25 protein-coding genes are annotated in these 26,284 nt (G+C 70.1%); 17 read left to right on the forward strand and 8 right to left on the reverse strand.

Annotation, left to right across the window (positions count from 1 at the left end):
• The first annotated feature begins 31 nt into the window (after positions 1-31).
• From AC1HIL_RS32135 to AC1HIL_RS32155, 5 genes are all read left to right on the forward strand, one after another.
• Positions 32-967, forward strand: a complete 936-nt coding sequence (locus AC1HIL_RS32135) for an N-carbamoyl-D-amino-acid hydrolase (protein WP_057593079.1) — start codon at positions 32-34, stop codon at positions 965-967.
• 20 nt (positions 968-987) lie between these two features.
• Positions 988-2,499: a dihydropyrimidinase gene (gene hydA, locus AC1HIL_RS32140; RefSeq protein WP_479669232.1), complete on the forward strand. Its 1,512-nt coding sequence runs from the start codon at positions 988-990 to the stop codon at positions 2,497-2,499.
• On the forward strand, positions 2,496-3,185 hold the full coding sequence (locus AC1HIL_RS32145) for an aspartate/glutamate racemase family protein (protein WP_479669231.1): 690 nt from the start codon (positions 2,496-2,498) through the stop codon (positions 3,183-3,185). The genes hydA and AC1HIL_RS32145 overlap by 4 nt, the downstream gene beginning before the upstream one ends.
• Entirely contained in the window at positions 3,185-3,907 is a 723-nt protein-coding gene (cuyB, locus tag AC1HIL_RS32150; RefSeq protein ID WP_479669230.1) for a cysteate racemase, read from the forward strand. Before AC1HIL_RS32145 ends, cuyB begins: the two co-directional genes overlap by 1 nt.
• 176 nt (positions 3,908-4,083) lie before the next feature.
• Positions 4,084-5,562, forward strand: coding sequence for a benzaldehyde dehydrogenase (locus AC1HIL_RS32155; protein WP_479669229.1), 1,479 nt, complete (start codon positions 4,084-4,086; stop codon positions 5,560-5,562).
• A gap of 30 nt (positions 5,563-5,592) precedes the next feature.
• Here the strand turns inward: AC1HIL_RS32155 and AC1HIL_RS32160 are convergent, their stop codons facing one another.
• A complete protein-coding gene (locus AC1HIL_RS32160) occupies positions 5,593-6,717 on the reverse strand; it encodes a YeiH family protein (protein ID WP_082321801.1) in 1,125 nt (374 codons plus the stop codon).
• An 85-nt stretch (positions 6,718-6,802) separates the two neighbouring features.
• On the opposite strand from AC1HIL_RS32160, the gene AC1HIL_RS32165 reads away from it, so the two are divergent.
• The 7 genes from AC1HIL_RS32165 (at position 6,803) to AC1HIL_RS32195 (ending at position 13,785) form a co-directional block, all read left to right on the forward strand.
• A complete protein-coding gene (locus AC1HIL_RS32165) occupies positions 6,803-7,756 on the forward strand; it encodes a LysR family transcriptional regulator (protein WP_261213158.1) in 954 nt (317 codons plus the stop codon).
• Positions 7,757-7,946: 190 nt separating this feature from the next.
• Positions 7,947-8,282 (forward strand): DUF305 domain-containing protein, encoded by a 336-nt coding sequence (locus AC1HIL_RS32170; RefSeq protein ID WP_261213313.1) that lies wholly within the window; start codon positions 7,947-7,949, stop codon positions 8,280-8,282.
• A 39-nt stretch (positions 8,283-8,321) separates the two neighbouring features.
• A complete protein-coding gene (locus tag AC1HIL_RS32175) occupies positions 8,322-9,809 on the forward strand; it encodes a YncE family protein (protein ID WP_261213160.1) in 1,488 nt (495 codons plus the stop codon).
• A gap of 40 nt (positions 9,810-9,849) precedes the next feature.
• The gene (locus tag AC1HIL_RS32180) at positions 9,850-10,413 is read left to right on the forward strand and encodes an RNA polymerase sigma factor (protein WP_057593069.1); all 564 of its coding nucleotides are present in this window, start codon (positions 9,850-9,852) and stop codon (positions 10,411-10,413) included.
• Complete coding sequence (locus AC1HIL_RS32185; protein ID WP_057593070.1) at positions 10,410-11,234, forward strand: anti-sigma factor family protein; 825 nt, start codon at positions 10,410-10,412, stop codon at positions 11,232-11,234. Before AC1HIL_RS32180 ends, AC1HIL_RS32185 begins: the two co-directional genes overlap by 4 nt.
• A 172-nt stretch (positions 11,235-11,406) precedes the next feature.
• Positions 11,407-11,919: a peptide-methionine (R)-S-oxide reductase MsrB gene (gene msrB / locus AC1HIL_RS32190; RefSeq protein WP_479669228.1), complete on the forward strand. Its 513-nt coding sequence runs from the start codon at positions 11,407-11,409 to the stop codon at positions 11,917-11,919.
• A gap of 30 nt (positions 11,920-11,949) precedes the next feature.
• Positions 11,950-13,785: a cytochrome c biogenesis protein DipZ gene (locus AC1HIL_RS32195; RefSeq protein ID WP_479669227.1), complete on the forward strand. Its 1,836-nt coding sequence runs from the start codon at positions 11,950-11,952 to the stop codon at positions 13,783-13,785.
• A gap of 1 nt (position 13,786) precedes the next feature.
• Here the strand turns inward: AC1HIL_RS32195 and AC1HIL_RS32200 are convergent, their stop codons facing one another.
• The 4 genes from AC1HIL_RS32200 to AC1HIL_RS32215 all read right to left on the reverse strand — a co-directional run bounded on the left by AC1HIL_RS32200 (position 13,787) and on the right by AC1HIL_RS32215 (position 15,959).
• Entirely contained in the window at positions 13,787-14,287 is a 501-nt protein-coding gene (locus AC1HIL_RS32200; RefSeq protein ID WP_261213167.1) for a guanylate cyclase, read from the reverse strand.
• Positions 14,288-14,300: 13 nt separating this feature from the next.
• Positions 14,301-14,849, reverse strand: a complete 549-nt coding sequence (locus tag AC1HIL_RS32205) for a M24 family metallopeptidase (protein WP_479669226.1) — start codon at positions 14,847-14,849, stop codon at positions 14,301-14,303.
• Positions 14,846-14,986 carry a hypothetical protein gene (locus AC1HIL_RS32210; protein WP_479669225.1) on the reverse strand — a complete coding sequence of 47 codons (141 nt, stop codon included), beginning with the start codon at positions 14,984-14,986 and terminating at the stop codon, positions 14,846-14,848. The genes AC1HIL_RS32205 and AC1HIL_RS32210 overlap by 4 nt, the downstream gene beginning before the upstream one ends.
• 91 nt (positions 14,987-15,077) lie before the next feature.
• Positions 15,078-15,959, reverse strand: a complete 882-nt coding sequence (locus AC1HIL_RS32215) for a substrate-binding domain-containing protein (protein ID WP_413765403.1) — start codon at positions 15,957-15,959, stop codon at positions 15,078-15,080.
• Between the two features lie 296 nt (positions 15,960-16,255).
• Here AC1HIL_RS32215 and AC1HIL_RS32220 point away from each other — a divergent pair, with 296 nt between their 5' ends.
• The 5 genes from AC1HIL_RS32220 to AC1HIL_RS32240 all read left to right on the forward strand — a co-directional run bounded on the left by AC1HIL_RS32220 (position 16,256) and on the right by AC1HIL_RS32240 (position 22,713).
• On the forward strand, positions 16,256-19,393 hold the full coding sequence (locus tag AC1HIL_RS32220) for a GLUG motif-containing protein (protein WP_479669224.1): 3,138 nt from the start codon (positions 16,256-16,258) through the stop codon (positions 19,391-19,393).
• 71 nt (positions 19,394-19,464) lie between these two features.
• Positions 19,465-21,189 (forward strand): ShlB/FhaC/HecB family hemolysin secretion/activation protein, encoded by a 1,725-nt coding sequence (locus AC1HIL_RS32225; protein WP_479669223.1) that lies wholly within the window; start codon positions 19,465-19,467, stop codon positions 21,187-21,189.
• Between the two features lie 21 nt (positions 21,190-21,210).
• On the forward strand, positions 21,211-21,651 hold the full coding sequence (exbB, locus tag AC1HIL_RS32230; RefSeq protein ID WP_479669221.1) for a TonB-system energizer ExbB: 441 nt from the start codon (positions 21,211-21,213) through the stop codon (positions 21,649-21,651).
• A gap of 4 nt (positions 21,652-21,655) precedes the next feature.
• Positions 21,656-22,015, forward strand: coding sequence for an ExbD/TolR family protein (locus AC1HIL_RS32235; protein ID WP_261213176.1), 360 nt, complete (start codon positions 21,656-21,658; stop codon positions 22,013-22,015).
• The gene (locus tag AC1HIL_RS32240) at positions 22,012-22,713 is read left to right on the forward strand and encodes a TonB family protein (RefSeq protein ID WP_479669220.1); all 702 of its coding nucleotides are present in this window, start codon (positions 22,012-22,014) and stop codon (positions 22,711-22,713) included. The genes AC1HIL_RS32235 and AC1HIL_RS32240 overlap by 4 nt, the downstream gene beginning before the upstream one ends.
• Positions 22,714-22,869: 156 nt before the next feature.
• Here the strand turns inward: AC1HIL_RS32240 and AC1HIL_RS32245 are convergent, their stop codons facing one another.
• From AC1HIL_RS32245 to AC1HIL_RS32255, 3 genes are all read right to left on the reverse strand, one after another.
• Positions 22,870-24,306 carry an aldehyde dehydrogenase family protein gene (locus AC1HIL_RS32245; protein ID WP_057589816.1) on the reverse strand — a complete coding sequence of 479 codons (1,437 nt, stop codon included), beginning with the start codon at positions 24,304-24,306 and terminating at the stop codon, positions 22,870-22,872.
• Between the two features lie 137 nt (positions 24,307-24,443).
• Positions 24,444-24,950, reverse strand: coding sequence for an HPP family protein (locus tag AC1HIL_RS32250; RefSeq protein ID WP_261213181.1), 507 nt, complete (start codon positions 24,948-24,950; stop codon positions 24,444-24,446).
• A 6-nt stretch (positions 24,951-24,956) separates the two neighbouring features.
• Positions 24,957-26,156: an NAD-dependent formate dehydrogenase gene (locus tag AC1HIL_RS32255; protein ID WP_479669219.1), complete on the reverse strand. Its 1,200-nt coding sequence runs from the start codon at positions 26,154-26,156 to the stop codon at positions 24,957-24,959.
• Positions 26,157-26,284 lie beyond the last annotated feature (128 nt).

Below are 26,284 nucleotides of genomic sequence, written 5' to 3' on the forward strand. Positions count from 1 at the left end.
ACAACCACCAACGCTGATTGAGGAAGCAATGATGACAAGCAAACGTACCCTGGGCCTGGCCGTCGCCCAGATGGGCCCGGTACATCTGGCGGACACCCGCGAGGCGGTCGTGCGCCGCATGGTCGAGCTGATGCGCGACGCCAAGGGTCGCGGTGCCGAGATGGTCGTGTTCCCCGAGCTCGCGCTCACCACCTTCTTTCCGCGCTACTGGATGGATGAGGCCGAGGCCGAGGCCCGCTTCTTCGAGCCGGCCATGCCCAATGCGCAGGTGCAGCCGCTGTTCGACGAGGCGAAGAAGCTCGGCCTGGGCTTCTACCTCGGCTATGCCGAACTGACGCCCGAGGGCACGCGCTACAACACCGCGATCATCGTGGACCGCGCGGGCGCCATCGTCGGCAAGTACCGCAAGATCCACCTGCCCGGCCATTCCGAGCACAAGCCCGAGGCGCCGTTCCAGCACCTGGAGAAGAAGTTCTTCGAGGTCGGCGACCTGGGCTTCCGCGTCTTCGACACCATGGGCACGCGCTTCGGCATGTGCCTGTGCAACGACCGGCGCTGGCCCGAGACCTACCGCGTGATGGCGCTGCAGAGCGCCGAGGTGGTGGTGCTGGGCTACAACACGCCCTCGCTCAACATCCACTGGAACGAGCCGGTGCACCTGCGCACCACCACGCACCTGGTGTCGCTGCAGGCCAATGCCTACCAGAACGGCATCTGGGTGGCGGCGGCCGCCAAGTGCGGCTCGGAAGACGGCCACCACATGATCGGCAGCTCGGCCATCGTCGCGCCCACGGGCGAGATCGTGGCGCGCTCGCTCACGGAAGACGACGAGGTGATCTGCGTGAAGGCCGACATGTCGCTGGGCGAGTACTTCCGCCAGCACGTGTTCAACTTCGCCAAGCACCGCCGCCCCGAGCACTACCGCCTGATCGTCGAGCGCACGGGCGCGGGCGAGCCGCTGGTCTGAACGCGCGCACGGAACCCCTCATGGACACCACCATCGCTTCGCTGATCGGCGAAGAACCCTTCGACCTCACGATCCGCGGCGGGCGCATCGTCACCGACGGCCGCGTGGTCGAGGGCGACCTCGGCGTGCGCGACGGCCGCATCGCCGCCATCGGCGGCTCGCTGCCGCCGGGCCGCCGCGACGTGGACGCCACCGGCCGCTGGGTGCTGCCGGGCGGCATCGACAGCCATTGCCACGTCGAGCAGCGCTCGGGCATGGGCATGATGTGCGCCGACGACTTCTACTCGGCCACCGTGTCGGCTGCTTTCGGCGGCACCACCACCATCCTTCCCTTCGCGGCGCAGCACCGCGAGATGTCGGTGCCCGAGGTGCTGGCCGACTACAGCCAACGCGCGGCCGAGAAGGCGGTGATCGACTACGGCTTCCACCTGATCCTGGCCAACCCCGACGACGCCACGCTCTCGACCGACCTGCCCGCGGCCATCCGCGACGGCATCACCTCGCTCAAGGTCTACATGACCTACGACCGCATGAAGCTCGAGGACTACCAGTTGCTCGAGGTGCTCGCGCTGGCGCGGGCCGAGGGCGCACTCGTGATGGTGCATGCCGAGAACAACGACATGATCCGCTGGATCGCGCAGCGCCTGATCGACCGCGGCCACACCGCGCCGAAGTTCCATGGCGTGGCGCACGACCCGCTGGCCGAGACCGAGGCCGCCTACCGCGCCATCGCGCTGGCGCGGCTGGTCGACGTGCCGCTGCTGCTGGTGCACGTGGCCGGCGGCGACACCGTGGAAGTGATCCGCCAGGCCCAGACCCTGGGTGCCAACGTGCTGGCCGAGAGCTGCCCGCAGTACCTGTTCTTGACGGCGGACGACATGGACCGCCCGGGCCTCGAGGGCGCGATGTTCTGCTGCTCGCCGCCCGCGCGCGATGCCGATGCGCAGGAAGCCATCTGGCGCGGCCTGATCGACGGCACCCTGGCCACCTACTCGTCGGACCACGCGCCCTACCGCTTCGACGAGACCGGCAAGCTGCCCAAGGGCGACGCCACCACCTTCAAGGAAATGGCCAACGGCGTGCCCGGCATCGAGCTGCGCCTGCCGCTGCTGTTCAGCGAAGGCTTCCTTAAGGGGCGCATCGACATCCACCAGTTCGTGGCGCTCACCGCCACCAACCACGCCCGGCTCTACGGCCTGGCGCCGCGCAAGGGCGCGATCGCGCTGGGCGCCGACGCCGACATCGCGGTGTGGAACGCCGAGCGCGAGACCACCATCAGCGCCGCGATGCTGCACGACAACGCCGGCTACACGCCCTACGAGGGCCGGACCATCCAGGGCTGGCCCGAGGTGGTCGTGAGCCGCGGGCGCGTGGTGATCGAGGATGGCGCGCTGCATGCCGAGCGCGGCAGCGGCCAGTACCTGCGCCGCGGCGCGCCGGACCTCGCGCGCCGAGCCCCGGTGGCGCCCGCGCAGCGCCCGCACGGCCGTGTGCTGAAGGCGCTGATCGGCCTCGGGGAGGACAAGGCATGAACACGCACGCCACCCTGCCGCGCGTGCGCGTGCTGAACCCGAACAGCAGCGTCTCGGTGACCGAGGCCGTGGCACGCGCCTTCCGCGCCACCGTGCCGCCCGCGCAATGCGACTTCGATTGCGTCACCGCGCACGACGGCCCGCCCGGCATCGTCACGCAGGACGACTTCGAGCTGGGCGCGCGCCTCGCGGCCGACGATGTGGCCGCGCATGCCGCCGAGGCCGATGCCTTCGTGCTGGCCTGCTTCAGCGACCCCGGCATCGCCGCCGCGCGCACGCGCAGCGAGCGGCCGGTCGTCGGCCTGGGCGAGGCCGGCATGCGTGCCGCCATGGCGCGCGGCGCGCGCGTGGGCGTGATCGCCATCGCGAGTGCCGCCATCCCGCGCCACCTGCGCTACTGGGAGGCGCTGGGCGTGCGCGAGCGCGTCGTGGCCGAACGGCCGCTCGACCTGCCGGTGCACCTGTCGGGCGACGCCGCCCATGCGCTGGCGCCGATGATCGCGGCGGCGCGCCTGCTGGTCGACGAGGATGGCGCCGACGTGGTGCTGCTCGGCTGCGCCGGCATGGCCGAGCTGCGCGCCCCGCTCGAAGCCGCGGCGGGCGTGCCCGTGATCGATCCCTGCGAGGCGGCGGCCGAACTCTCGGCCCGGCTCGCGCGGGCCTGGCGCGACGGAGCCGCCACGTGATGAGCGCACCGCGGCGGCTGGGCGTGCTCGGCGGCATGGGCCCGTTGGCCGGCGCCGCCTTCGCGCTGCGCATGGTGCAGCTCACGCCGGCCGACAACGACCAGCAGCACATCCCGGTGCTGTTGTGCAACGACCCCGCCATTCCCGATCGCTCCTCGGCCTTCCTCGGCCAGGGGCCGAGCCCGCTGCCCGGCATGCTGCGCGGCATCGACACGCTGGTGACCGGAGGCGCCGACTGCATCGCCATCCCGTGCAACACCGCCCATCTGTGGTTCGACCAGCTGCAGGCCGCGAGCCCGACCCGGCTGCTGCATATCGTCGAGGCCGTGGTGGCAGACCTGCGCCGCCAGGGCGTGACCGAAGGCAAGGTCGGCATCCTCGGCACGCCCGCGACCATCGCGATGGGGCTGTACCAGCGCCACCTGCGTGACGCGGGCTACCAGCCCATCGAACCCTCCACCGAGGAGGTGCGGCGCCTGTGCGTGCCCGCGATCGCGGCCGTGAAGGCCAACCGCATCGACGAGGCTTTCGCGCCCGTGGCCGAAGGCATTCGTGCGCTCGCGCGGCAAGGCGCCCGCGCGGTGGTGCTCGGTTGCACCGAGCTGCCGCTGGCCGTGCCGGCGGCCCGGCGCGGCGAGTTCGATGTGGTGCTGACCGATTCGATCGATGCGCTGGCGCGCGAGGCCATCGGGCTGATGCGGCCCGTCGTCGCGACCGGCTGAAGAAATCGGCCGTCGCTATATTCTTTTGAATATAGAGATATGGTGGCCGACGGTATGGGGGAATCTCCTAGAGCGAAGCTCGGGGTGCTGCTCAATGATTTGACGCACCCTCTTCCAGGCGTCGCCTTGCCGGCGCCTGCCCGATCCCCGATCCTCATCCAGGAAGGACCTTCCCCATGACCACCACCCCCGATGCCGCCGGCCCATGGCTGGCGTCGACGACCTGGAACAGCAAGGCCTTCAGCCGCGGCTGGCGGGCCCTCGGAAAATCGAGCGACGTGATCGAGCCGGCCACCGGCCGCACCCTCGGCGCCGTGGCGATCGCATCGCCCGACGACATCGCCTCGGCATCCGCCGATGCACGCGCGGCCCAGGCCGCCTGGGCCGCCACGCCCTACGACCAGCGCGCGGCCGTGCTGCGCAAGGCCGCCGAACTCGCCGGCGCGAACCGCGAGGAGATCGTCGACTGGCTGGTGCGCGAGAGCGGCTCGATCCGGCCCAAGGCGGAGTTCGAGCTCGCGGTCACCATCAAGGCCTTGCACGAGGCCAGCGCGATGCCGTCGCAGGCCCAGGGCCAGGTGCTGCCTTCGGAGCCCGGGCGGCTCAGCATCGCGCGCCGCCGTCCCATCGGCGTGGTGAGCGTGATCTCGCCATTCAACTTTCCGCTGTATCTGGCCATGCGAGCCGTGGCGCCGGCGCTCGCGGTCGGCAACGCGGTGGTGCTCAAGCCCGATCCGCGGACCTCGGTGTGCGGCGGCTTCAGCATCGCCCGGCTGTTCGAGGACGCGGGCCTGCCCGCCGGCGTGCTCCACGTGCTGCCCGGTGGCGGCGATGCCGGCGAGGCGCTGTGCAAGGACCCGAACGTCGGGATGATCCAGTTCACCGGTTCGACCGCCGCCGGCCGTCGCGTCGGCAAGGTGGCCGGCGAGCACCTGAAGAAGCTGTCGCTCGAGCTCGGCGGCAAGAACTCGCTGATCGTGCTCGACGACGCGGACATGGACCTCGCCATCGCGAACACGACCTGGGGCGTCTACCTGCACCAGGGGCAGATCTGCATGTCGGCCGGGCGCGTGCTCGTTCATTCGAAGATCGCGGACGAGTTCACCCGGCGCATGGCGGAGAAGGCGAACAACCTGCCGGTCGGCGATCCCGCGAGCGGACAGGTCGCGATGGGCCCGCTGATCAACCAGGGCCAGGTGGACCATGCGAGCGACATCGTCCATCGCTCGGTCGCGCAGGGCGCGAAGCTCGCCGCGGGCGGCGAGGCGAAGGGGCTGTTCTTCGGCGCCACGGTGCTGTCGGGCGTGAAGCCGGGCATGGCGGCGTTCGAGGAGGAGATCTTCGGCCCGGTCGCCTCGATCACGCCCTTCGACAGCGACGAGGAAGCGGTGCGGCTCGCGAACCAGACCGACTTCGGGCTCTCGGCCGCCATCATCTCGAGATCGGTGGGCCGGGCCATGGCGATCGGCGAGCAACTGCGCGTGGGCCTGCTGCACATCAACGACCAGACGGTCAACGACGAGGTGGTCAATCCCTTCGGTGGCGTCGGCGCCTCGGGCAACGGCACCAGCATCGGCGGGCCCGCTAACTGGGAGGAGTTCACCCAGTGGCAGTGGATGACGGTCAAGGACGCCGCGCCACGCTATCCCCTGTGATGCGCCTTCGGAAGCGCGCCGCGCCGCGGCTCAGCTCCAGAGCCGTGCCACGCCCGCGTTGATCGCGAGGCCGCCGACCACGAGCCAGGCGAACAGGAGCGCCGCCAGCGCCAGGGGCCTGGCGCCCGCCTTGCGGATCGCCGACACGTGGGTCGTGAGGCCGAGGCCGGCCATGGCCATCGAGAGCAGGACCGTGTCGATGTCGACGATCCGGTCGATGGCCGCGGGCGGCAGCAGCGCGAGCGAGTTGAAACCGGCCACCGCGACGAAGCCGAGCGCGAACCACGGAATGACGATGCCGCTCGTGCCCTGGGTGCCGGCCATGTCGGACCCGCCCGGGCGGCGCGAGAGCCACGCCGAGAGGACGATGAGGAACGGCGCCAGCATCATGACGCGGACCATCTTCGCGATCACGGCCGTGTCGGCGGCCTGCTCGCCGACGGCCCGTCCGGCGGCCACGACCTGCGCCACCTCGTGGACCGTCGAGCCGACGAACAGCCCGTAGCCGGACTGCGTCATCGGCACCAGGGCATGCACGGCTTCGAGCCGGTAGAGCATCGGGTAGAGGAAGATGGCCACGGTGCCGAACACGACGACCGTCGCCACGGCCACGGCGACCTGCTCCGCCTTCCCGCGCACCACGGGCTCGGTGGCCATCACCGCGGCGGCGCCGCAGATCGAGCTGCCGGCGCCGATCAGCATGGCGGTCTTCGGGTCGAGGCCGAAGACGCGCGTGCCGAGGACGCAGGCGATGCCGAAGGTGCTGCACAGCACCAGCGCGTCGATCGCGAAGCCGGCCCAGCCCACGTTGCCGATGTCCTGGAAGGTCAGCCGCACGCCGTACAGGACGATGCCCAGCCGCAGCAGGCGGGTCTTGGAGAGCCCCACGCCGGCGGCGGCGACAGGCGCGACACGCCCGTAGACCGTGTTGCCGACCAGCATGCCCAGCACGATCGCGAGCGTGAGGGCGCTGATGCCGCGGGCCTGGAACCAGTCCTGCCGACCCAGTTGCATCGCGAGCGCCGCGATGGCGGCGGTCAACGCCAGGCCGGGCAGCCAGGCGCGCCAGGGCGGACTGCCGGTGCTCGCGGCGGAATGCGACGGGGGAGATGCGGTGCTGGCGGAACGCGCCAGGAGGTCGGCTTCGGGAGGCATGAAGCGAACTTTGGCCGCCGCTTGCATAACCGGCAAACAGATAGTTTCGCTATAAACAATCTGTCGAACAGATATAAAGAGGCCCATGCGCCTGACCTTGCGCCAACTCCAGATCTTCATCGCCGTCGCGGAAACGGGCACCACGACGGCGGCCGGGGCCCGCATCGCGCTGTCCCAGTCCGCCATCAGCGGCGCGCTCAACGAACTCGAGGGGCTGCTGTCCTCCCGGCTGTTCGACCGGGTCGGCAAGCGGCTGGTGCTCAACGACGTGGGGCGGGCACTGCTGCCGCGCGCGCGGGCGGCGCTCGACGACGTCCAGGACATCGAGGCCCAGTTCGGCATGGGGCCGGTGGGCGGCACCGTGGAGGCACCGGCGATCCGGCTGCGGGTCGGCGCCAGCACCACGATCGGCAACTACCTGCTGCCCGCGCTGGTGGCGAGCTACCGGCGCACCTGGCCGGCCGTCAGCGTGGACGTGCGGATCGGCAACACGCGCGAGGTCGCGGCGGCCGTGGCGCGGCTCGACGTGGACATCGGCCTGATCGAAGGGCCCTGCCACGAACCGGACCTGCGCGTGCAACCCTGGCTCGAGGACGAGCTCGTGATCGTCTGCGCGCCCTCGAGCGCGCCGCCACCCGCGGGGAGCGGCGCGGGCGTGCCGCTCGAGGCCTTGCGCCAGGCGTCCTGGCTGCTGCGCGAAGTCGGCTCGGGCACGCGCGAGACCGTCGAGCAGGCGCTGCTGCCGAAGCTGCACCATCTGCGCGAGGAGATGCAGTTCGGCAGCACCGAGGCGATCAAGCAGGCCGCGGTCGAGGGCCTGGGCCTGGCCTGCCTGTCGCGCTGCGCGGTCGAGGACCTGGTCACGCTGGGCCGCCTGGTCGTGCTGAAGACCGATCTGCCGAAACTCGCGCGCCGTTTCTACCTCGTGCACCACGCCCGCAAGCGGCTGTCGGGCAACCTGCAGCGTTTCGTGGCGCACTGCGTGGCGTCGGAGATGGCCGAAGGCGGGCCCGAAGAAATATCGCATCGCATGGAATAAGCCGCGCGCGGCGGCGTCTACGTCTGCAACAGCCCCTCTTCTTCGAGGACGAACGATGCAGACGACCCCTTCCTTCCGCCCGCGGCGAGCCCGCGTCCTGGCCCTCGGCGCCGTGGCCCTCGCGGGCGCGGCGGCCGCCTTCGGCGCCCTGCGCGGGCCATCGCCCGGCATGGCGGGCGATGCCGGCCTGATGGCCCGGCTGATGGACGTCTGCAGCTCCCGCGATCCGGCGCAGGCGGGATTCGCCGCCGAGAACGACGCGGCCATGGCCCGGATGATGGCCGGCATGGACATCAAGCCCTCGGGCAACGTCGACCGCGACTTCGCCGAGATGATGATCGCGCACCACCAGGGCGCGATCGACATGGCGCAGGCCGAGCTGCGCCACGGCGGCAACGAGCAGCTGCGCCGCATCGCGCAGGAAATCATCGTCGAGCAGCAGCAGGAGATCGCCGCCATGCGCCTGGCGCTCGACCAGCCGCTGCCGCCTTCCACGCCCGCACCCACGCAGCCCGTTCGTCCCTGAGGGACGCCGGGCCCACGCCATCTTTTTCCTGGAGCACGCATGAAGAACCGCCCCTCCCCCCGCTTCCCCCGCTGGCTGACGGCCCTCGCGCTGCTGGCCTCGGCCGCCTGCGCGCAGGCCGGCCAGGCGCCGCGCGCCGCCGCCGAGGCCGACATCCCCATGAGCCACCGCGACCGCGTGTACGCGGCCGAGCAGTTCTCCAACACGGTGTCGGTCACCGATCCCGTCGACAACAGGTTGCTGGGCGTGATCCGCCTCGGCGATCCGGCGCCCGGCAACTTCAGTCCGCTGTACCGCGGCCAGGTGCTGGTGCACGGCATGGGCTTCTCGCCCGACCACCGCACGCTCGCGGTGGTGTCGATCGGCTCGAACTCGGTGAGCTTCATCGACACCGCGACCAATGCGGTGAAGCACACCACCTACGTGGGCCGCTCGCCGCACGAGGCCTTCTACACGCCCGACGGCAAGGAGGTGTGGGTCACGGTGCGCGGCGAGAGCCATGTGGCGGTGCTCGACGCCGCCACCTTCGAGGAGAAGACGCGCATCGCCACGCCCAACGGCCCGGGCATGCAGATCTTCTCGCCCGACGGCAAGTACGGCTACATCTGCTCCTCGTTCAATCCCGAGACCGTGGTGATCGACACGGCCAGCAAGCAGGTCGTGGGCCGCATGAAGCAGGACAGCCCGTTCTGCCCCAATATCGCCGCCACGCCCGACGGCAAGCAGGTCTGGCTCACGCTCAAGGACATCGGCCGCACGATGGTGTTCGATGCGAAGCCGCCGTTCGCGCCGATCAAGGCCTTCGACACGGGGCCGATCACCAACCACGTGAACTTCGCCACCACCGCCAAGGGCAGCTTCGCCTACGTGACCGTGGGCGGCCTCAACCAGGTCAAGGTGTTCCGCACCGACGACTTCTCGCAGGTCGCGACCATTCCCGTCGGCAAGCTGCCGCACGGCGTGTGGCCCTCGGGCGACGGCAAGCGCATCTACGTGGGACTCGAGAACGCCGATGCGCTGGCCGCGATCGACACGGCCACCCACACCGTGGTCGCGAACGTGCCCATCGGCCAGGCGCCGCAGGCGATCGCCTATGTGCCGAACGCGGTGCCGGCCGATGCGGGCGACGGCATGCAGGGCCTGCAGCCGCCGGGACTGGCGGGCCAGGTCGCCCACCTCTCGCTGGTGGCGGCCGGGCCGCGCAGGCAGGCGGCCGCGGCTGGCGCGCCCACCAGCGTGGCCCTCTTCGACCAGGGCCTGCTGCAGGTGCTGCAGGCTTCGGCCACCGGCCTGGAGCCGAAGCAGCCCTATGTGCTCGCGCTGGCCGACAAGCCCGACGGCAGCGGCACGCTGCAGCCGCTCGCCAGCTTCATGACCAACCCGGCGGGCGCCGCCATCGTGAATGCCATCGGACCGATCCGCCAGCAGGTGAAGGACGGCGCCGCGGGCGATACTCGGCGCTACCTGGTGATCGCGCCGCAGGTCGGCGGCAAGCCCGCGGCCCCGGTGCAGGTCCAGGACCTCTGATGGCGCCGGGCCCTTTCGCGATCCACCGCCACGCGCATCCATGAGCGACCTGATCCTGCTCGTCGAGCCGATGATTCCCGCCCTGCGGCGCTATGCGCGCGCGCTGCTGCGGGACCGCGAATCGGCCGACGAACTGGTGCAGGACTGCCTGGAGCGCGTGATCGCGCGCTGGGCCCAGCGGCGCGAGGCCGAGGACACGCGGTCCTGGGTCTTCGCGATCCTGCACAACCTCGCGGTGCAGCGCATGCGCCAGCAGTCGCGCCGCGGCCTGCACCTGGCCATCGACGAGATCGACAAGATCGACGAAGAGGCGCTGGGCATGCCCGCGCAGCAGGAGCATCGCGTGCGGCATCACGAGCTGATGCGCGCGATCGACGGACTCTCGGAAGACCAGCGCGCGGTGCTGCTGCTGGTCGCCGTGGAGGACCTGTCCTATGCCGAAGCCGCCGCGGCGCTCGGCATTCCGGTGGGCACCGTCATGTCGCGCCTGGCCCGCGCGCGCCAGCGGCTGCATCGCATGCTCGACGGCGTCGAGGCCATGCCACCGGCCGATCCGTCGCATGCCGAGCATTCGGCACGCCCCCACCTGCGGAGACTCAAATGAACGTCGATCCACCCGACGCCCGCCCCATCCTCGAAGAAGACCTGCATGCCTACGTCGACGGCGTGCTCGACCCGCGCCGCCATGCCCAGGTGCAGGACTACCTGCGGCAGCATGCCGAGGCGGCACGCGAGGTCGAGGCCCATGCGCGGCACCGGCGCGAACTGCGCGAGGCGCTGGCGCCCATCGCCGAGGAGCCGCTGCCGCCGTCGCTCAATCTCGCGCGCATGGTGGCGGAGCACGACCGGCAGGCGCGCGATGTCGGGCGCACGCCTTCGCGCCGATGGCCGTGGGGCATGGCCGCGGCGCTGGTGCTCGCGCTCGGCGTGGGCGGCGGCGCGGGATGGTCGCTGCGCGGGGTGCAGGCGAACGAGGCCGGCGGCATCTTCGCGCTGGGGCGCGAAGCGGCGCGCGGCTACGAGACCTATGCCTCCGACGCCAGCCGGCCCGTGGAGATGGGTCCCGCGCAGCGCGCGGAGCTCGTCGGCTGGGTCTCGTCGCGCCTGGGACGCCAGGTCGCGATCCCCGATCTCGCGGCCGCGGGCTACGGCTTCGTGGGCGGCCGCCTGGTCATGACCGAGCACGGCCCGGCCGGCCTCTTCATCTACCAGGATGCGCGGGCCACGCGGCTCGCGCTGATGGTGCGGCCGATGGCCGTCGACCAGGACACGCCGACCATGAAGCGGATCGACGGCCCGCACGCGGGCTATGCCTGGGCCGACCGCGGGCTGGGCTATGGCGTGGTGGGGGCGAACGAGGCGAACGTGCTGCATCCGCTGGCCGACGAGATGCGGCGCCAGATCGGCGAAGAACTCAAGGGGTAGGCCCGGGCGGCCGGGCGAAGTGGATGCCCGGGGGCGTAACCATTTGCCCCTGGCAACCGAACTAGCGTTCGAAGCGGCGGCGTTGCGCCAACCTGGCGCCCCGCATCTGCTTCGTTATATTCACGAGTACATATCGAGGGCGGCATCCGCCGCTCATCGTCCAGGAGTTGTCATGACCCATCGTCCGGATCGTCGTTTCTTCCTCGGGGCCTCGGCCTCGACACTGGCGGCCGCGGTGGCCGCTGCCTGGGGCTGGCACACCGGCGCCACGCACGCCGCGGAACCGGCCAAGTTCGAGGTCACCCGAACCGACGCCGAATGGCGCAAGCTGCTCACGCCGAACCAGTACGCGGTGCTGCGGCAGGACGGGACCGAGCGGCCCTACAGCAGCCCGCTCAACGACGAACACCGGGAGGGCCGCTTCGCCTGCGCGGGCTGCGCGCTGGAGCTCTTCTCCTCGAAGACGAAGTTCGACAGCAAGACCGGGTGGCCCAGCTTCTGGCAGCCGCTGCCGAATGCCGTCGGCGAGAAGAGCGACAGCTCCTTCGGCATGACGCGCACCTCGGTGCACTGCCGCCGTTGCGGCGGCCACCTGGGCCATGTGTTCGACGATGGCCCCAAGCCCACGGGCCTGCGCTATTGCATGAACGGCCTGGCGATGAAGTTCGCGCCCGGCGCCGCCTGATCCCGATTCCCCGCACCCTGGCCCTCCACCATGCTGCTGTTCGTCGTCGCCTACCTGGGCGGGGTCCTGACCATCCTGAGCCCCTGCATTCTGCCGGTGCTGCCCTTCGTGTTCGCGCGCGGCGACCGGCCGTTCATGAGCAACGGGCTGCCGCTGCTGATCGGCATGGCGCTGACCTTCGCCGGCGTGGCCTCGCTCGCCGCGGTCGGCGGCGGCTGGGCCGTGCAGGCGAACCAGTACGGGCGCATGGTCGCGATCGTGCTGATGGCGCTGTTCGGCCTGGCGCTGCTGCTGCCGGGGCTGTCCGAGCGGCTCGCGCGGCCGCTCGTGGGCTGGGGCGAGCGGCTGTCCGCCTCGGCCGAGGCCGGCGCTGACGGCGCGCCGCGCTCCGCCTTCGGCACCTCCCTGCTGCTCGGCGTCGCCACGGGCCTGCTGTGGGCGCCCTGCGCGGGCCCGATCCTCGGGCTGGTGCTGACCGGCGCCGCGCTCGGCGGTGCCAGCGTCCGGACCTCGCTGCTGCTGCTGGCCTATGCGGCGGGCGCCGCCACTTCGCTGGCCGGCGCGCTGCTGGCGGGCGGTCGCCTGTTCAAGGCCATGAAGCAGTCGCTGGGCGCGGGCGAATGGATCCGCCGCGGCATCGGCGCGGCCCTGCTGTGCGGCGTGGCGGCGATCGCGCTGGGGCTGGACACCGGTGTGCTGGCGCAGCTCTCGCTGGCGGGTACCTCGTCGGTCGAGCAGGCGCTGATCGACAGGGTGCGGCCCAGGGAGGCCGCGCCGTCCGGCGATGAAGCGCCGCTGGCGACGACCGGGCCCGATTCCACCGTGATGATGGCGGGCTCCAACGCGATGATGGCCGCGAACGCCGCGATGCGGGCCGAAGGCACATCCGCCTCGGCGCTGCCGGCCGAAGGTCCCGCCCCCTCGCTCGACGGCGCCGTGCAATGGCTCAACTCGCCGCCGCTGAGCATGGAGGCCCTGCGCGGCAAGGTGGTGCTGGTCGACTTCTGGACCTACTCGTGCATCAACTGCCTGCGCGCCCTGCCCTACGTGCGCGCCTGGGCCGAGAAGTACAAGGACGAGGGCCTGGTGGTGATCGGCGTGCATGCACCGGAGTTCGCGTTCGAGAAGAAGCTCGACAATGTGCGCAAGGCCGTGAAGGACCTGAAGCTCGACTACCCGGTGGCGGTCGACAACGACTATGCGATCTGGCGCGCCTTCAAGAACGAGTACTGGCCCGCGCACTACTTCATCGACGCGCGGGGACGCATCCGCCATCACCACTTCGGCGAAGGTGCCTACGACGAGTCGGAGCAGGTGATCCGGCAGCTGCTGGCCGAAGCGGGCCGGGGCACGATGCCGGGCGGCCTCGTCCAGGTCGAGGCGCAGGGTGCGCAGGCCGCGGCGGACAGCGCTAACCCGAGATCGCCCGAGACCTACATCGGCTACGACCGCGCCGAGAACTTCGTCTCGCCCGGCGGTCCGGTCCGTGGCAAGGCGCACGCCTACACGGCGCCGTCCCGGCTCGAGGCCAACCAGTGGGCGCTCGGCGGCAACTGGACCGTGGGCGGGCAAAGCGCGGTGCTCGACAAGGCGCGGGGGCGCATCGCCTACCGCTTCCATGCGCGCGACCTGCACCTGGTGCTCGGATCGACGGCGCCGGGACATCCCGTGCGCATCAAGGTGACCATCGACGGCAAGCCGCCGGGCGAGGACCACGGCATCGACATCGACGCGCAGGGCAAAGGCGTGGTCGACGGCCAGCGTCTCTACCAGCTGGTGCGCCAGCGCGGCGCGGTGGCCGACCGGCGCTTCGAGATCGAGTTCCTCGATCCGGGCGTGGAGGCCTTCGCCTTCACCTTCGGCTGAATCAGTCCCAGATGTCCGCATCCACCAGGTATTCGGGAAGCGCGCGGGCGGCCAGCACGAGCAGGCCGAAATGCCCGTCGTCGAGCTTGCGCGGCACGGTGTCGAAGTGGCTCAGCGTCCCGACCACCCGCGCATCGAGCAGCGTCAACGCGACGGCGTGGTAGGCGCGGATCACGCCCTGGTAGGGACTGCCGTCCAGCAGGGCCTCCCGGGTGGAGTCCTCGACATGAAGGAAGGCGTCGCGCAGCACGAACCGGCAGAAGCTGTCCGCGAGCGGGAAGACGGCGAAGCGTTCGGGCCGGGGCTGCCCGAGCTTGTCGATCAGCAGCACGTTCCTGACCTCGTCGCCCTGCAGCTTGAAGATGGCGGTGAAGCGGTGCGGAACCGCCGCATTCAACGCCCGCAGCGCGTGTTCGAAGGCCTGCGCCTGGATCAGCGACAGGACCGTGTCCGCGCTGGCTTCGAGTCGCCGCCTCGGGGGCGTGGGAAGGGTGGACGTCATCGGGCGGGCCGCGCTAGCAGATGGCTTCGTGCACCACTTCGTCCGCGATGAGCAGGTCCTTGTAGAACGCGCCGAACGGGCGCGTCGGATGCGCGATCTGGATCTCCAGCACCCAGAGTCCCGGATCGCGCCCGGCCGCGGGAATCGCAGGCGGGAAGTCGCCGACACGGTGCCCGTGGAGGCCCAGGTTGAGGCGCCATCCCCTCGCCTGCGCACGCTGCGTCGCGTACGCATACAGCGTCTCGCCATCGAGGCCCTCGGTGCGCAGGCGCGAACCCACTTCATGCCAGATCGCTCGCACGGTTCTCGCGCAGTCCTCCATCTGGGGATCCCCGCCGACCACGAAGGTCTCGCCGGCGTCGCCCTCGTGGCCTTCCCACACGGGGCCGATGTCGATGAAGAAGATGTCCTGTTCGCCGAGCACGCGGCCCGGGTCGGATGCGTCCCTGGCGGTCTTGAGCGTGTCCTCGCCGAAGCGGATCGCGACCGGATGCCAGTTGCGCTCCATCTCCAGCGCCTGCAGCGTCGTCGCCGCCAGGGCCGTGGCCTGCGCATGCGTCATGCCGGGCCGGGCCGGATGCCGGACGCGATCTGCCGGACCGCGCGCTGCGACAGCGAGCGTGCGCGCCGCAGGGCCGCCAACGGCAACCCCGCCTCGGTGACGGCGGATCGGAGCAATTCGGGAAGCATCATGGTCATCGGCGGTATCCGTCTGCCTGGATCGGGGCAATCGCTGTATCTTACAAAATACAGCGATGCCCGATCGAACACCGCCGGCGATGCTCCTGCCCTAGATGTAGCAGTTCTTCAGGATGATCGCGCGACCGGCCGTGCTGCCCACGTAGGCGATGAAGGCGTCGACCGCGGCGTTGGTCGAGCCCGCGCGGCCGCGGATCGCCACGGCGTCCTGCAGCAGGCGGTCATGCGGCGGGTTGCCGTTGACCGTGGCCGGCGTGTACTCGAAGTAGGTGCCGGTCAGCGGCGTGCGGATGGCGCCGGTGCTGCTGTCGCACAGCTGGGACTTGGCGACGAAGCCGACATTGGGATAGGTCGTGGCGCTGGTGCTCGCATTCACCGCCGTGTAGGTGGTGCCGATGGTCGTGTACTGCGCGAACTTGGCGTCGTAGGCACCGCCCGGGTAGGTGATCGCGTTGACGCGGCTGAGCACCTGCTGCGCGGCGGTGCCGTACGGCGCGGTGACCGGGTTGGCGATCGCGACCTGGCCGTTCGCGTAGGCGTAGCTCGCGGGATTGGTGAAGCCGCTCGAACCGCTGGTGCTCACGTTCGGACCGTACTTGGACCACAGGATCAACTTGCCCTCGGCATAGCGGAACGGCACCTGCACCACGGTGGGATGGCCGGTGCGCAGGGCGGCCGGCGTGGTGTCGTCGGCCGCGAAGAACAGGTCGTAGGGCGTGGTGCCGCCGGGCGCGGCCAGCGCGGTGTTGATCGCCGTCTGGAAATCGCCCGTCGCGCCATAGGTCACGGTGAAGCTGCTGCCCGAGAACGGCAGGCCCGAGGCACCGAAGGCATTGACGAGCTGGACCATCGCGCCCTGGAAATTCGCGGCCACCGCCACGGTGATCGACTGCGCCCAGGTGGCGGATGTACCCAGCATCAGCACCGATGCCGACACGCTCAATGCAATTTTCTTGACCGGAAGTCTTTTCACGTTATCTCCTCGAAGAATTGAATGAATGGTTGTCCGTGAGTCTTTATCGCTATATAGAGCTGCATATAGGTTGCATAGCATTCGAGTAATGCATGAACATCGAATTGATGTCATATGCGAGCTAAAAACGTTCTATTGCGCCAAAAAAATCACGGACGCTATACTCTCAGAAATATAACGAGACAGGTGAACGAATGAAGCGACTCACGAAAAAATCCAGAAGACCCCACTTCGAATTGAATTCGAAAGTATGCGCGGCGATTTACGCATTGCTTTGTTCTTATTCATTCCCGGGAATGGCCGCGCCGCAGGGCGGCACGGTCACCAGCGGCAGTGCCACCATCGGCCAGATTGGCAGCGTGACGCGGATCGACCAGAGCACGCAGCGCGCGAGCATCAACTGGCAGGGCTTCGGCATCGCCGCCGGCGAAACCGTCAATTTCAACCAGCCCAATGCCTCGGCGATCACGCTCAACCGCGTCGTGGGCAATGAACGCAGCGTGATCGAGGGCGCGCTCAATGCCAATGGCAAGGTCTTCCTGGTCAATTCCAATGGCGTGCTTTTCACCCGTGGCAGCAGCGTGAACACGGCCGGCCTCGTGGCCAGCACGCTGGACATCAGCGACGCGGACTTCGATGCCGGGCGCTTCGTTTTCCGCGGCAATGGCGGCAGCGGCTCGGTCATCAACATGGGCACGCTCACCGCGGCTCAGGGCGGCTATGTAGCGCTGCTCGGGCGCTCGGTGTCGAACCAGGGCGTGATCGTCGCCACCAAGGGCACGGTGGCGCTGGGCAGCGGCGAGAAGATCAGCCTCAACTTCAATGGCGATTCGCTGGTGAGCCTCAGCATCGACGAAGGCACGCTCGGCGCGCTGGTCGAGAACAAGGGCGCGATCCAGGCCGACGGCGGCACGGTGATCCTGACAGCGAAGGCGGCCGACGATCTGCTGGGCAGCCAGGTCAACAACACCGGCATCGTGCAGGCGCGCACGATGGACGATCTCAAGGGCCGCATCGCCTTGCGCGCCGATGGCGGCACGGTCGACGTGGGCGGAACGCTCGATGCCTCCTCGCCCGCGACCGGCGGCGGCGGAACCGTCGAGACCTCGGGCCGCAGCGTGCGCGTGTCGGACGACGCCGTTGTCACGACCCAGGCCGCGAACGGCGACACCGGCACATGGACGCTGGCTTCCGATGCCTTCACCGTCGGCGCTGGCGCGAACATCAGCGGTGCCCAGCTCGGCAGGCAACTGGGCCGCAACAACGTGGCGATCTCATCGACGGGCGGGAACGGCGCCGATGGCCATCTGTACATCGAACAGGCCGTGAACTGGTCGGCCAACACCGCGCTCACGCTGACCGCGGCCAACGACGTGCGCATCGATGCGCCGATCGCGGCGACGGGTGCGCGCGCGGGGCTGAAGCTGAACTACGGCGGCGACTACCGCATCGATGGGGGCCAGGGCGCGTCGGTCACGCTGAGCGGTGCCGACGCGACGCTCGCGATGAACGGGCAGGCCTACACGCTGATCCACAGCATGAGTGACCTGGAGAAGATCGACGATGCGGGCGGTGTGGCGGCGGGCCGCTATGCGCTCGCGGGCAATCTCGATGCGGCGGGCAAGACCTACGGCAGCGCCGTCGTGTCTTCGCTGTCGGGCACGCTGGCGGGCCTGGGCCACACCATCAGCAACCTGAGGATCATCGAGCCGGTGCACGACGACTATCTGCAGACGCCGGTCGGACTGGTCGGCACGGCGCAGGTCGGCAGCGCGATCCGCGACATCGGCCTGCTCGGCGTCGACGTCAGCGGCTATGGCCGGGTCGGCGGACTGGTCGGGGAGAACTTCGGCGGCGCCATCAGCCGCGCCTACGTCACCGGAAAGGTGCAGGGCGTCGTCAACGTGGGTGGCCTGGTGGGCTACAACGGGAGCGGCTTCAACCTCGAAACCGGGGAGTTCATCGTCGGCAACGGCATCGTCTCGGACTCCTTCTCGACCGCTGCCGTGACGGCATCGACACGCTACGCGGGGGGCTTCAGCTACATCGGCGGACTGGTGGGCAGGAACTTCGGCGCGACCTACAAGATTCTTCGCTCCAGCGCCACCGGAGACGTCTCGGTGGTCACCGACACCAGCACCGGCCTGCTCAACGGAAACATCGGCGGACTGGTCGGCGGCAATCTCAACGGCGCGATCGAGGACTCCCACGCCACGGGCAACGTGTCGGTGTCGGACAACACGAGTTCGGTCGGGGGCCTCGTCGGCATCAACAGCGGCGCCACGGCGGTGGTGACCAACAGCCATGCCACGGGCAACGTGAAGGGCGGCGACTCCAACGTCGGTGGCCTGGCCGGGCAGAACCTCGGCGGGGCACGCATCGTCGACTCCTACGCCAGCGGCAACGTGACAGGCGGCGCGAGCAACGCTTCCCAGAACATCGGAGGCCTGGTCGGCTGGAACAACGGCAGCACCATCTCGGGATCGCATGCCAGCGGCACCGTCACGGCCTCGGGTGCTTCGGCGGGCGGGCTGGTCGGCAGCAACGGAGGGCCCGATGCGAGCATCACCAATTCCTATGCCACGGGCGACGTCAACGGCGGGCCGGTCAGCGCGGGCGTGGGCGGCCTGGTCGGTTCGAACAGCGGCGCCATCTCCGGATCGCATGCCACGGGCAACGTCAGGGGCGAGATCGCGGGCGGCCTGGTCGGCGGCAACGCGGGCCTCATCACGGATTCCTTTTCGAGCGGCAACGTGTTCGGCTCCTACGCGGCCGGTGGCCTGGTCGGGCAGATGGACGGTGGCTCGATCCTCAACTCGCGTGCCAGCGGCAACGTGACGGGCGGCGCCGACTACGACTTCACCGGCGGACTGGTGGGCCGCATGCAGGGCGGCGACATCGACAACTCGCACGCCACCGGGTCGGTGATCCACGGCAACGACACCACGGGTCGCCTGATCGGGAACAACACGGGTTCGGGCACCATCACCAACAGCACCTACCGCGATGCGGCGGCCGAAGCAGCGGCCCAGGCCGCGGCCGAGGCGGCGGCCCGCGCGGCCGCGGCAGCGCAAGCCGCGGCGGAGGCGGCCGCCCGAGCATCGAGCGAGGCCGCGGCACAGGCCGCCGCCGAAGCGCAGGCGGCCGCCGTCGCCGCCGCGCAAGCCGCCGCGCGCGCGGCGGCGCTGCAGGAACGCGCGCAAACGGGTTCGCGTCTCGCGGCCGCCGCAACCTCGGAGGCCCAGCGCCAACCGGAACGCCCCGCGACCCAGACGACAGCGGGATTCACGCAACGGGCCGCGGCACTGGCCGACAACATCGTCTTCGCCGATCGGCGCAGCTTCTCCGCCAACGTGGAACGCATCGAGATCGACGGCAAGGTGTTCGAACTCGAGGACGAAGGCGCCAAGGCGCCCGCGGCGCCGCCGCGCTGACATCGCCGCCCCGCGGCGGGACGGCATGGCCGGTCCCGCCTCCCCCTTCTCCTTTTCGTTCCCGTTGCGACATGAACCCCCTTCGTCCCGTCTCGTCCTCACGCCGGGCGCATCCCGCGCTCGCCGCCTTCTCCGTGCTCTGCTCGCTCGCCACCAGTGGCCATGCCCAGGTGGCGCCCATCCCCAATTACGGCAGCGGCGATGCGCTGCGCGAAGCCCAGCCGCCGCGTCCGCTGGGCACCCCGCGCCAACCGCCCGCGCCGGTGATCGTGGAGCAGCCCGAGCGGCCGCTCGCCCTGCCGGCCGGCGAGACGCTGACGGTGCGCGACTTCAAGGTCGAGGGCGCCGACGAGATTCCGCCCGCCGAGCTGCGGGCCGCGCTCGATCCCTACCGCGGCCGCGCGCTGTCGATGGCCGAGATCGAGCAGGCCGCGGGCCGGATCACGGCGCTGCTGCGCGACCGCGGCTACCTCGTGGCGCGCGCCTACGTGCCGCGGCAGGACGCGAGCGCCGGCACGCTGACGGTCCGGGTCCTGATCGGCAGCTACGGCAAGCTCACGCTCAAAAACCGCTCGCTGGTGCACGAGACGACCGTGGCCGATGCGTTCGCGCCCTTGCAGGCGGGCCAGCCAGTCTCGCGCGCGCAGCTCGAGCGCGCGATGCTGCTGGTCGGCGACATGCCCGGCGCCACCCTGCCCCGCCTCACGATCTCGCCCGGCGAAGCCCCGGGCACCTCGGACTTCGATGTCGAGGTGGGCGAGCGCAAGCGCTTCAGCGGCTATGTACTGGGCGACAACCAGGGCTCGCTCTACACGGGCAAGAACCGCCTGAGCGCGGGGCTCGACATCAACTCGCCCTTCGGCATCGCCGACCGGCTGAGCCTCAACCTGATGGGCACCGAGGGCGGCGGCCTCGACAACGGCCGCGTGGCCTACGGCTTTCCGCTGACCGCGAGCGGCCTGCGCCTGGAACTGGCCGCCGCGCGCACCACCTACCACCTGGGCGGCGACTACGAGGACCTCGAGGCCAGGGGCCGGGCACGCACGGTCGAAGCCACCTTGAGCTATCCGCTGCTGCGCAGCCGCGAGCAGAACCTGTCGCTGAGCCTGAACCTCGCGCAGCGCCATCTGCGCGACGAGGTGGGTGCCGTCGAGAGCGTCGACCGCAAGACCACCCGGGCCGCGACCTTCGCCGTGCAGCACGAGCGCTGGGGCCAACTGCTGGGCCGACCGGGCTACACCAGCGTCGTCGCCGGATTCAGCTACGGCCACCTCGACATCGACAACCCCGCGCAGGCGGCGCTCAACCGGGCCGGCGCCAACACGGCCGGCGACTTCGCGCACCTGAACCTGCGGCTCGCCGCCAACGTGGAATTCGCCAAGGGCTGGACCGCGAGCAGCGCGCTGAGCCTGCAGAAGGCGCTGCGCAACAAGAACCTCGATGGCAGCGAGCAGATGAGCATCTCGGGCCCCAACGGCGTGAAGGCGTACCGCGAGTGGGTAAGCGGCGACAACGGCTACCTGCTCAATGCCGAAGTGCGTTATGCGCTGCCGGCGCCCGAGGGGCTCACGCATTCGGTGGGCGTCTTCGCCGACCTCGGCCGCGCCTGGCTGCAGAACGCCGACTACACGACGCGCAACGGCGTGCGCCTGTCGGACGTGGGCATCGGCTACCAGGCGCGCTACGGCGCGCTGTTCGGGCGGCTGCAGGTCGCGCGCGCCATCGGGTCACGCCCGCAGGAGATCGCGCGCGAGGGCCGCACGCGCGTGCTGGTGCAGGCCGGCGTGCTGTTCTGAAGCATCGAGGAGGACCACGGAATGAACATGAACTGGCTCGCCGGCGCCATCGACTACGGCGTCATCGGACTGCTGGTGGTGCTGAGCGTCTTCGTCGTCGCGATCGGCATCGAACGCGCCTGGCTCTACAGCCGCGTCGACACGCACGCGATCCGCGACATCAAGTCGCTCGAGCTGCTGCTCACGCGCAAGCTCTTCGTCATCGCCTCGGTGGCGAGCAACGCGCCCTACCTGGGCCTGCTGGGCACGGTGTTCGGGATCATGCTGACCTTCTACAACATGGGGCAGGACGCCTCCATCGACACCGGGAAGATCATGGTCGGCCTCGCGCTCGCGCTGAAGGCCACGGCCGTGGGCCTGGGGGTGGCGCTGGTGTCGGTGGTGCTCTACAACACGCTGCTGCGCAAGGTGCAGGTGTTGATCCTCGAATGGGAGATCGCGCGTGACCGAAAAGCCGATTGACAGCATGAACATGCTCCCCTTCGTCGACATCATGCTGGTGCTGCTCACCATCGTGCTGACGACCTCGAGCTTCATCGCGAGCGGGCGGATTCCGGTCAACCTGCCGCAGGCCAGCGCGAGCCCTTCGGACACCTCGCAGACGCAGACCATCGTGATCGATGCGGCGGGCACCATCCACTTCGGCGGCGAGGCCCTGAATGCCGACGCGCTCAAGACCCGGCTCGCCGCGATGGACAAGCAGACGCCCTTCCTGCTGCGCGCCGACCGCACGGTGCAGCTGCAGCGCTTCATCGACGTGGCCGATGTGCTCAAGCAGCTGGGCTTCGCCAAGGTGGCGGTGCAGACGGAGCCGGCGCCGCGATGAGGTTCGCCATCGGTCTCGGCCTCTCGGTGCTGCTGCACGCGGCGCTGGTGCTGCCGTGGCTGGTGCGCGCGCGGCCCGAGGCGTCGCCACCACCGCGCGAGCAGCTGGTGGTCGACCTGCTGGGCATGGTGAGCAACCGCCAGGTCGAGCAGCAGCAGGTGGCGCGGCCGGCCGAGCCTCCTCCTGCGGCGCCGCAGCCGAAGCCGGTGGCGCGCAAGGAGACACGCGAGCGGGCACCGGCGCCGCGCCAGGCCGCACCGAGCCCGGTGCAGGTGGCGCGCGTCGAGGAACCCGTGCGCGCCCCGCCGGAGCCGCCGACGCAGGCGCCCGTGGCCGCGCCGCCGCCGGTCGCGAATGCCGCCGAGGAAGAGCGCATGCAGCAGACCGTGCGCGCGCGCGACGACGGCGCCGATGCCCTGCGCAAGTACCTCGCGGGCCTGCGCAAGGCGATCCAGGGCAAGCTCGTCTATCCGGTCGAGGCGCGCGAGGCCGGCTATGTCGGCGCGCCGACGATCCGCTTCACGCTGACCGAGGAAGGCAACATCCTGTCGGGCTCGCTCGCGGTGGCGAAGAGCAGCGGTTACCCGGTGCTCGACGAGAGTGCCATGCGGGCGGCGCAGGCCGGCGCGCCGTTCGAGAAGCCGCCGCGGCGGATGGAGGTGGCGATCGCCATCGGGTTCGTTCAGGAACGGCAGTGAGGTTCGGCCTGCTGTTCGGGGCGCGTGCACAGGACAGCGGGTACTTCCCTCCGCGAATGTCCCCGGCCTTCGGCCTCCTCCTTGATTTCGCGGCGGGAAGCACCCGCTGCCCTGTGCACGTGGATGCCGCGGGCAGGTGTGCCGGGTACTGCAGGCTCAGGCCGCGGCCTTCGGCGCGAAGCCGAGCATGGCCTTGACCTCGAGGAATTCGCCGAACGCGTGATCGCCCCATTCGCGTCCGTTGCCGGACTGCTTGAAGCCGCCGAACGGCGCGCTCAGGTCCAGGGCCGCGCTGTTGATGTTCACCTGTCCGGCGCGCAGGCGCGCAGCGACCTTTCGCGTCGCTTCGGGGTCCGTGCCCGATACGTAAGCGGCGAGCCCGTAGGGCGTGTCGTTGCCGATCTCGATGGCCTGCTCGACCGTGTCGTAGCCGAGGATCGTCAGCACGGGGCCGAAGATCTCCTCGCGCGCCACCGTCATCTGGTTGTTCACCTGGGCCAGCACCGTGGGCTTGACGTAGTAGCCGGTCTCCAGGCCCGCGGGCTTGCCGGGACCGCCGGCCACCACCGTGGCGCCTTCGTCGATGCCCTTCTGGATCAAGGTCTGGATCTTGTCCCATTGCGCGGCCGAAACCACCGGGCCGAGGGCCGCGCCGCTGGCGGGATCGCCGACCGTGGTGGCCTCCGCCGCTTCCTTCGCGATGGCCAGGGCCTCGGCCATGCGCGCATTGGGCACCAGCATGCGCGTGGGCGCATTGCAGGACTGCCCCGAGTTGCCCATCACGCCGCGCACGCCGGCCGTCACGGCGCGCTTGAAGTCCGCGTCCTCGAGGATGATGTTCGGCGACTTGCCGCCGAGCTCCTGGTGCACGCGCTTGACGGTGGGGGCCGCGTTGCGCGCCACCTCGATGCCGGCGCGCGTGGAGCCCGTGAACGACACCATGTCGACTTCCGGATGGCTGGAGATCGCGGCGCCCACGGTCGGCCCGTCGCCATTGACGAGATTGAAGACCCCGGCGGGCACCTGGGCCGCATCCAGGATCTCGGTCCAGATCACCGCCGAGAACGGCGCGATCTCCGAGGGCTTGAGCACCATCGTGCAGCCCACCGCGAGCGCCGGCGCCACCTTGCAGGCGATCTGGTTGACGGGCCAGTTCCAGGGCGTGATGAAGCCGCACACGCCGATCGGCTCCCTGACCAGCAGGGTGGTGCCGCGCGCCTCGTCGAACCTGTAGGTCTTCAGGACTTCGAGCGCGGTCTGCAGGTGCGCCAGGCCCATGGCGGCCTGGGCGTCCCTGGCCAGTGCGGCGGGCGCGCCCATCTCCTCGGTGATGGCCGCCGCCATGTCGGCATAGCGCTTCTTGTATTCGGCCACGATGCGCTCGAGCAGCGCGATGCGCTCCTGCACGCTGGTCCGCGAATAGTCGCCGAAGGCGGCGCGAGCGGCGCGCACCGCGCGATCGACATCGGCGGCCGAACCCATCGAGATGCGGCCGGCCGGCTTCTCGGTCGCGGGGTTGATCACGTCGATGCTCTTTGCCGTGGCGGGGTCGACCCAATGGCCGTCGATATAGAACTGCAGGTAGTCGCGCATGCCGATGTCTCCTGATGAGCCGTTGTCGCAGGATTGCGTTGTGCTTGCCAGAATACATCGGGTGCGGCGTCCGCGCGGTGAAAAGGCCGGTTGTTCCATTTCGAAACACTGCCTCGGGCGGCGGCCGCCCGAGGCGGTCACGCAGCCCGTCTCGCGGCCCGGCAGCGGATCGCGAAGCGGTACAGCCGGCTCAGCAGCACCAGCACGCAGGCGCCGGCCAGGGTCGGCAGCACGAGGAAGTCCCAGCCCGGCTGGCTCAGGAAGATGATGACCGGGTTGCTGCCGGCCGGCGGGTGCACCGTGTCGGTGGCCATCATCAGCATCGCCGCGCAGGCGCCGGCCGCGGCCATGGCCCACCAGCCCGGCCCCAGCAGGTGCAGGAACAGCAGGCCGACCGCCGAGGACAGCAGGTGGCCGCCGATCACGTTCTTCGCACGGGAGAACGGCACATCGGGAAACCCGAACAGCAGCACGCAACTGGCGCCGAACGAACCGATCACCCAGGCGTCGTGCGTGGTCGCAGCCAGCGCGCCCACCGTTGCCAGCGCCACGAACGCGCCCAGGCCCGCCAGCAGGATGCTGGCGATCCGGTCGCGCCGCGGCGCGCCTGCCTCCTTGCGAGGCGCCGCGGTCGTCGAGAGCACGAGGTGCTACTTCTTGAAGCGCGCGGCTTCTTCCGAGCCGCCGGTGGCATTGCCCGCGCTGTACGAATGCGCGCCCACGCCCGCGAGCTGGCCGCCCTGCACGATCAGGTACTCGTTGCGGATCGGCCGGTTCTCGAAGTAGCACTCGAGGATCTCGCGCGTGCCGGCCGCATAGCGCGACTGCGCCGACAGGCTGGTGCCCGAGATGTGCGGCGTCATGCCGTGGTGCGGCATCGTGCGCCACGGATGGTCGGCCGGCGCGGGCTGCGGGAACCACACGTCGCCCGCATAGCCCGCGAGCTGGCCGCTCTCGAGCGCCGAGGCGATCGCGTCGCGGTCGCACAGCTTGCCGCGCGCCGTGTTGATCAGGTAGGCGCCGCGCTTGAACTTCTTCAGGCTGTCGGCATTGATCATGTGCTCGGTCTCCGGGTGCAGCGGGCAGTTCAGCGTCACCACGTCGCAGACCTTGGTCAGGCTCTCGAGGCTGGTGTGGTGCGTGAGGTTGAGTTCCTTCTCGACCGATTCCGGCAGGCGGTGGCGGTCGAGGTAGTGCAGCTTCACGTCGAAGGGCTTGAGCAGCCGCAGCACGCGTAGCCCGATGCGCCCGGCGGCCACCGTGCCCACCTGCATGCCCTCGAGGTCGTAGGAGCGCGCCACGCAGTCGGCGATGTTCCAGCCGCCCTTGACCACCCAGTTGTACGAAGGGATGTAGTTGCGCACCAGGCCCAGCGTCATCATCACCACGTGCTCGGCCACGCTGTTGCTGTTGCAGTAGGTGACCTCGGCCACTGTGATGCCGCGGTCGATCGCGGCCTGCAGGTCGGTATGGTCGGAGCCGATGCCCGCGGTCACGATCATCTTGAGCTTGGGTGCCTTCGCGATGCGCTCGGCCGTCATGTAGGCGGGCCAGAAGGGCTGCGAGATCACGATCTCGGCGTCGTGCAGCTCGCGGTCGAGCACGCTGTCCGCGCCGTCCTTGCTCGAGGTGACCACGAGCTGGTGGCCGTTGGCCTCGAGGTACTTGCGCAGGCCCAGCTCGCCCGAGACGCTGCCCAGCAGGGTGCCGGGCTGGAAGTCGATGCGCCGCGGCGTGGGCAGCGTCTGTCCGTCGGGATAGCGCTCCAGGTGCGGCAGGTCGTCGCGGGCGTAGGTGGTGGGATAGCCCGTCACGGGGTCGTCGTAGAGCACGCAAACAATCTTGGTCAAAGTCATCTCCTGGTTGATGCGGCAGCACATCGCTGCACGGAGGAGATGGTTTCGCAGCGCGCGATTTCAGGCCAATCGTTTGATCGGATGGGGCGATAGGCGCGGCTTATGAAGCCCGCCGCGGGCCG

The sequence above is a fragment of the Variovorax sp. ISS6 genome (genome assembly GCF_056523145.1).

Coding starts and splice junctions, on each gene's coding strand:
- AC1HIL_RS32200 (WP_261213167.1), bottom strand. CDS start 14,287: ATGACGTCCACCCTTCCCACGCCCCCGAGGCGGCGACTCGAAGCCAGC.
- msrB (WP_479669228.1), top strand. CDS start 11,407: ATGACCCATCGTCCGGATCGTCGTTTCTTCCTCGGGGCCTCGGCCTCG.
- AC1HIL_RS32185 (WP_057593070.1), top strand. CDS start 10,410: ATGAACGTCGATCCACCCGACGCCCGCCCCATCCTCGAAGAAGACCTG.
- AC1HIL_RS32170 (WP_261213313.1), top strand. CDS start 7,947: ATGGCCCGGCTGATGGACGTCTGCAGCTCCCGCGATCCGGCGCAGGCG.
- AC1HIL_RS32245 (WP_057589816.1), bottom strand. CDS start 24,306: ATGCGCGACTACCTGCAGTTCTATATCGACGGCCATTGGGTCGACCCC.
- AC1HIL_RS32210 (WP_479669225.1), bottom strand. CDS start 14,986: ATGACCATGATGCTTCCCGAATTGCTCCGATCCGCCGTCACCGAGGCG.
- AC1HIL_RS32235 (WP_261213176.1), top strand. CDS start 21,656: ATGAACATGCTCCCCTTCGTCGACATCATGCTGGTGCTGCTCACCATC.
- cuyB (WP_479669230.1), top strand. CDS start 3,185: ATGAGCGCACCGCGGCGGCTGGGCGTGCTCGGCGGCATGGGCCCGTTG.
- hydA (WP_479669232.1), top strand. CDS start 988: ATGGACACCACCATCGCTTCGCTGATCGGCGAAGAACCCTTCGACCTC.
- AC1HIL_RS32165 (WP_261213158.1), top strand. CDS start 6,803: ATGCGCCTGACCTTGCGCCAACTCCAGATCTTCATCGCCGTCGCGGAA.
- AC1HIL_RS32155 (WP_479669229.1), top strand. CDS start 4,084: ATGACCACCACCCCCGATGCCGCCGGCCCATGGCTGGCGTCGACGACC.
- AC1HIL_RS32240 (WP_479669220.1), top strand. CDS start 22,012: ATGAGGTTCGCCATCGGTCTCGGCCTCTCGGTGCTGCTGCACGCGGCG.
- AC1HIL_RS32180 (WP_057593069.1), top strand. CDS start 9,850: ATGAGCGACCTGATCCTGCTCGTCGAGCCGATGATTCCCGCCCTGCGG.
- AC1HIL_RS32225 (WP_479669223.1), top strand. CDS start 19,465: ATGAACCCCCTTCGTCCCGTCTCGTCCTCACGCCGGGCGCATCCCGCG.
- AC1HIL_RS32205 (WP_479669226.1), bottom strand. CDS start 14,849: ATGACGCATGCGCAGGCCACGGCCCTGGCGGCGACGACGCTGCAGGCG.
- AC1HIL_RS32145 (WP_479669231.1), top strand. CDS start 2,496: ATGAACACGCACGCCACCCTGCCGCGCGTGCGCGTGCTGAACCCGAAC.
- AC1HIL_RS32220 (WP_479669224.1), top strand. CDS start 16,256: ATGGCCGCGCCGCAGGGCGGCACGGTCACCAGCGGCAGTGCCACCATC.
- AC1HIL_RS32195 (WP_479669227.1), top strand. CDS start 11,950: ATGCTGCTGTTCGTCGTCGCCTACCTGGGCGGGGTCCTGACCATCCTG.
- AC1HIL_RS32135 (WP_057593079.1), top strand. CDS start 32: ATGACAAGCAAACGTACCCTGGGCCTGGCCGTCGCCCAGATGGGCCCG.
- AC1HIL_RS32160 (WP_082321801.1), bottom strand. CDS start 6,717: ATGCCTCCCGAAGCCGACCTCCTGGCGCGTTCCGCCAGCACCGCATCT.
- AC1HIL_RS32175 (WP_261213160.1), top strand. CDS start 8,322: ATGAAGAACCGCCCCTCCCCCCGCTTCCCCCGCTGGCTGACGGCCCTC.
- exbB (WP_479669221.1), top strand. CDS start 21,211: ATGAACATGAACTGGCTCGCCGGCGCCATCGACTACGGCGTCATCGGA.